The organism is Lutispora sp. (assembly GCF_041687175.1).
Classification (GTDB): Bacteria; Bacillota; Clostridia; order Lutisporales; family Lutisporaceae; genus Lutispora.
On sequence record NZ_JAWLCK010000198.1, the window covers coordinates 1 to 3,405 of the forward strand.

A 3,405-nucleotide genomic window follows, 5' to 3' on the forward strand; every position below is an offset into this window, starting at 1 on the left:
CCAAAGCCAATTCCTGAGCCCAAGCCGGATCCTAAACCAGAACCGAAGCCTGAACTAGAGCAAAAACCGATTCTCGATTCTGATTTCAATTATTTCGGAGTCTGGAACTTGCATATGGGTGGGCGTTCTCAGGGTATGTTCATGGGAACACTCATTGTGAGAGAAGATGGTACTTATGCTATGAAGCATGGAATTTACGGCACAGCCATAGGAAAATGGAGACAAGGAGAGAAGGATGAAGTAATAGGGCATAAAGACATGCTAATCCTTGAGAATGGTCCAGATGGAATAGATTGGGTCATGATACCAAAGTCAGAGGGAATGGTCAGCGTTAGATATCATTATGGATACGATATTCAAAACAAAATCTGGTTTGAAGACAGTTTGGGTATAAAAGCAGAATAATAGAATTAAAAAATGAAAGGAGGAATTGATGCCTCATGTTTAAGAAACATTTAACAGCGCTAGCATATGTGATAGTAGCAGTATTTATCATATTTCCAAGTACAGCTTTTGCTGCGGATATATGGTCAGAGCCTACTTACACAGAGCAATGGTCGCAGCCAACCTATACAGAGCAGTGGTCAGAGCCGACTTATACGGAGCAATGGACTGAACCCACTTATACAGAACCATGGTCTATACCTGATATAACGCCACCTTGGTCAGAAGCACCTGTGGCTGAACAAAATAAAGAAGCGCCCCAAAAAACTCCTTCAATACACATTAGATTGCAGATTGGCGGGAAGGATGCAATAGTTAACGGCGATATAGTAGAACTGGAAGTTCCACCAAGTGTTATAAACGGGCGTACAATGGTTCCCATTCGTTTTATGGCAAATGCAATAGGGGCTAAGATAGATTGGAAAGGTGAAACACAAGAAATAGTACTCACACTAAAAGATAAGAAAGTAACCCTTACTATAGGTAAAAATACCGCGCTAGTAAATGATAGACAGGTACAACTTGATGCGCCACCTGTCGCCCAAAATGGAACAACTCTTGTTCCTTTGAGGTTTGTCAGTGAAAATCTGGATTTGTATGTGAAATATATAGATGCAAAACAGCCTATAGAGATTTCAGACCAACCCTTTACAGATAATAGTAAGGTTGCAGTTGCATCTGAAGCCGCTAAGGCAGATGCAGAGGAACAGCCATCAAATAATTGGCTGGACGAATCCTTTGAAGAAAGCATGGATGATTTTCTTACGAATTTTGAAAATCTCTACGGAACTTGGTATATATGGACTCCCGGTAGTGCAACCAATTTGTATTACAAATCAACGGGAAATTATGCAACACACGAATATAACATGGGTGCAGATCAAGGCAAGGTTGCAATAAATAAAGACGGAACCTATAGTATGACCCATGCGGCATGGGATAAAGATACTACCGTGCAAGGAAAATGGAGATTGTCTTTTCCTGCAGAGATTAATGGTGAACGGATTCAGGCAATAGTACTGCTGGATGGGATAACAAATACAGATTGGGCCGTAGCACCTTCTCAAAGTGGCAAGATACGCTTGCTTTATGCTATGAGGTGGGCAGACGGATCCGCAACCTGGGTATTTGATTCAGAATTATCTAGGAAGTAAGATGAAAAGCAAACTAAAGCAAGCAGGAAAAACCTGCTTGCTTTAGTTATAATCTATCTCTTCACTACATCGAAATTTTCCTCTATGAGCAGCCAATTTTGTGGGAAGGGCAGACCTAGTTTCCAGTAGCTTACACCCCGTAGTCCAAGTTCTTTTACAAGATTGAATTTGGCTTGGATGGAGCGGGCATCTTCGAACCACACTATATGCTGCCTTCCCTGATCATCTGTATAATTAAAATAAGGAGCCTGTGCCGTATAGTCATATCTGATAGGTACATTATGTTCTGCTGCTATTTGAATTGCCTGTTGAGGGCTTACTGCCCTTGCATAGGGTCCACCGGGAACATAAGGCAGTGTCCAGTCGTAGCCATATAAATTCTGTCCCATCATTATTTTGTTTGCAGGCATTTCAGTTAATGCGTATTCGATAACCTGTCTTACCGGTCCTATTGGTGATACAGCCATAGGTGGGCCGCCGCTGTAACCCCATTCATAGGTCATCAGGACAACAAAGTCTGCAATTTCTCCATGAGCTCTATAATCATGGGCTTCATACCATTCACCCACCTGGGTGGCACTGGTTTTTGGTGCCAGAGCCGTAGACATGAGCAATCCTTCTGCAGATAGCCTTGCTTTAGCCTTTCTCAAAAAATTATTGTAGTTCTCTCTTAAATCGGTAGGCAAAAATTCCATGTCAAAATGTATATCTCCAAAATTATACTGCCTTGCAGTTGCAATGATGTTATCGAGCAGACGATTTTGCACTGCTTCATCAGTTAAAATGATTCTCCCTAATTCTGCGCTGAATTGCCCCTCCTCAAGATTTGTGACAACCATCATCAGAGCCGCACCGTTGGCTCGAGCAATGGCAGGAAAATTATTTAATGGCGGCGCTTTTAATGTTCCATCTCTGTTAACCTGGAAGCTGAAGGGTGCCAGATATGTCAAAAACGGTGCTGCTTTTCGTGCTGCTTCTTCCAATGCAGGAGTAACAGTGTCACCGATAGGTTCAACATATGCGTTTATCTCTGCTCTTCTCCTAGGCCGCGGGGGAATGTATAATCTCAAACCCACTTGCAAAGGCTGATTAACTGGAATCCCGTTTATACGAGCAAGCTCCTGATAGTTTATCCCAAATCTTTGACCGATGCTATACAAGTTATCTCCAGGTTGAACCCAGTAGTAACTTCCTACTATGGGGATTACAAGAGTCTGTCCTACCACCAGTTGATTGGGATTAGGCACTTCATTGGCACCTACAATGGCAGAGACAGTAGAATTATATAATTGTGCTATTTGAAATATTGACTGTCCTGGTTGGACAACATGGATTTGCATAATATCACCTACTTAAATAAAACTTGCTTATATCATTATATGTTGCAAAAATAGAAGTGTACTGATTAATTTCATTAAAATAAATTCTAAAGATATGCAAATAATAAACATTGGCATGATAACTATGATAAGTCATATCAATGAATAATAATTATCATGAAAATGAAGGTATTGATAAAAACATGTCGAATAATAACTGATAAATCAGCATAAAGAAATGTTAATGGAGTAGTGATAATATGGAGAAAAAAATATTAATCATAGGGGCAGGTATAGCAGGACTTAATGCATCAAAATCAGCTAGAGAAGCGGATAAGGATTGCCATATAACATTGTTGGAACTGGAGAGTTTAAACACTTATACAAGGACGAGAATACCACACTACATATCAGGCGAAACCAGTTTTGAGGAAATGACTCCCTATGGTGATGACTGGTATATAAAAAACAGAATAAATCTTATAAAA

General features: G+C 40.4%; 2 protein-coding genes and 2 pseudogenes. 3 read left to right on the top strand and 1 reads right to left on the bottom strand.

Annotated features, from left to right (window positions below; all coding sequences use genetic code 11):
- Both ACESM9_RS15145 and ACESM9_RS15150 read left to right on the top strand, forming a co-directional pair.
- Nucleotides 1-405: pseudogene (locus ACESM9_RS15145) on the top strand (hypothetical protein); the annotation flags it as partial.
- Nucleotides 406-440: 35 nt separating this feature from the next.
- Nucleotides 441-1,598 (top strand): copper amine oxidase N-terminal domain-containing protein, encoded by a 1,158-nt coding sequence (locus ACESM9_RS15150; protein ID WP_373000624.1) that lies wholly within the window; start codon nt 441-443, stop codon nt 1,596-1,598.
- A gap of 53 nt (nt 1,599-1,651) precedes the next feature.
- Here the strand turns inward: ACESM9_RS15150 and ACESM9_RS15155 are convergent, their stop codons facing one another.
- The gene (locus tag ACESM9_RS15155) at nt 1,652-2,938 is read right to left on the bottom strand and encodes a glycosyl hydrolase family 18 protein (protein WP_373000626.1); all 1,287 of its coding nucleotides are present in this window, start codon (nt 2,936-2,938) and stop codon (nt 1,652-1,654) included.
- Between the two features lie 239 nt (nt 2,939-3,177).
- Here ACESM9_RS15155 and ACESM9_RS15160 point away from each other — a divergent pair.
- A pseudogene (locus tag ACESM9_RS15160) lies at nt 3,178-3,405 on the top strand (NAD(P)/FAD-dependent oxidoreductase); the annotation flags it as partial.